Genomic DNA, 1,862 nt, shown 5'->3' with positions numbered 1-1,862 from the left:
CCACCAGCATCCGCGCATCCGCCACCGCCAACGGACCAAACCCACCATCCAGCAGACCCATCACCCGATCCCCCACCACAAACCCCGACACCCCAGGCCCCACCTCCACCACAACCCCCGCACCCTCATGCCCCATCCGCCCCGCATCCCCCGGATACATCCCCAGCACATTCAACACATCACGGAAGTTCACCCCCGCAGCACGCACACCCACCCGCACCTGCCCCGGCAACAACACACGAGGCTCCTCAGCAACCAGCCCCACACCATCAAGCCGCCCCTTCGCAACAACATCCAACCGCCAACCCGGCCCCACACCCCCAGGCGGCACCACAACCCCACCCGAAGCCATCCGCACCAAACGCGGCAACCACACCCGACCCCCACGCACCACAAACTGCCCCTCACCCGCACCCCCACCAGCCAGACACCCTGCAAGTGTCCGGTAACCCTCACGCCCACCATCCACATCAGCCAGCACAAACCGCCCCGGATGCTCACTGACCGCCGAACGCACCAAACCCCACACACCCGCACCAGCCAAATCCACCCCATCACCCTCAGACACCCCCACCGCACCACACGTCACCACCACCAACCGCGAAGAGGCGAACCGCGACTCCGCCAACCACCCCCGAACCACCTCAAGCACAGAGGCAACAACCTCAGAGACCCCAGCATCCGCGTCAGCGTCACGAACCGGAAGCACAACCGTGTCCGGAACCACCGCACCACCATCAACAGCAGCAACCAACCCCGCCAAATCGCCATAACCCGTCACCGGAACACCAGCATCACACCACTCGCCGCTCTCCCCGAGCACGGCCCAGACGCCAAGGTCACCTGACTCGCTCACAGGCGTGGGAAGCAGGTCCAGTCGGAACAGACTGTCCGTGGTGGTCGAACCGGCCGCAGTCAGCTCGGCGACCGAGACCGGCCGCAGCACCAGAGACGACACCTCGGCGACCGGGTCACCCGTAGCATCGGCGACCCGCAGCCCGATTTCGCCCGTACCCCGCGGGGTGAGCCGGGCCCGCACCGCGGACGCGCCCACCGCCGACAGCGACACCCCGGACCACAAGAACGGCAACAGCGCCATGCGACCGACATTTGACTCATCCAGGGCCCCCCACCCGGTCGGGTCGAGAGCCCAGGTATGCAGGACCGTGTCCAGCAGCGCCGGATGCAACCCGAACTCGCCGGCTTCCATGGAAGCCTGGTCGGGAAGGGCGGCCTCGACGAACAGCTCGTCGCCCCGGCGCCAGACCTCCCGCAGACCACGGAACGCCGGACCATAGTCCAGACCCGTCCCGGCCAGCCGGTCGTACAGGCTGTCCGTGGGTGCCGGCTCCGCACCTGCGGGCGGCCATGCGCGCAGGTTCCAGTCGAGGACGGGCTGATCTGTGGTCAGGGTGCCGGTGGCGTGGAGGGTCCACGGCTGGTCGGCCGAAGCATCCTCGGGACGGGAGTGGATCCGCACCGTACGCCCGCCATCGTCCTCACCGGCGGGCTCAACGCCGATCTGCACCTGCACCGCACCGTCCCGCGGCAGCACCATCGGAGTCCGCAGGGCCAGCTCCTCCACCCGACCACAGCCCGCCCGATCAGCAGCCTGCACAGCCAGCTCAACAAACGCCGTTCCCGGAACCACAACAGAAGAACCCACCACGTGATCCGCAAGCCACGGGTGAGACGCAACAGACAGCCGCGCATGCAAAACCACCGTGTCCGAATCCGCCAACCGCGCCACAGCCCCCAACATCGGATGCCCCACCGACACAAGCCCCATACCGCTCGCATCCAGCGCCACAGGCACCGCCCTCGGCCAGAACCGCTGACGCTGGAACGCATACGTCGGCAAC

Annotated in this window: 1 protein-coding gene; it reads right to left on the bottom strand. The window is 67.6% G+C overall.

All coding sequences use genetic code 11. The annotated features are described in order from the left end of the window. The coding region (locus tag JK363_RS41170; RefSeq protein ID WP_201883447.1) for a SpnB-like Rossmann fold domain-containing protein at window positions 1-1,810 on the bottom strand (1,810 nt) is incomplete at its 3' end. Window positions 1,811-1,862: the final 52 nt, after the last annotated feature.

The sequence above is a fragment of the Streptomyces coffeae genome, from assembly GCF_016741875.1.
Classification (GTDB): Bacteria; Actinomycetota; Actinomycetes; order Streptomycetales; family Streptomycetaceae; genus Streptomyces; species Streptomyces coffeae.
Note: the sequence above shows the minus strand (reverse complement) of the source record. Positions and strands in the feature narration are given on the sequence as shown.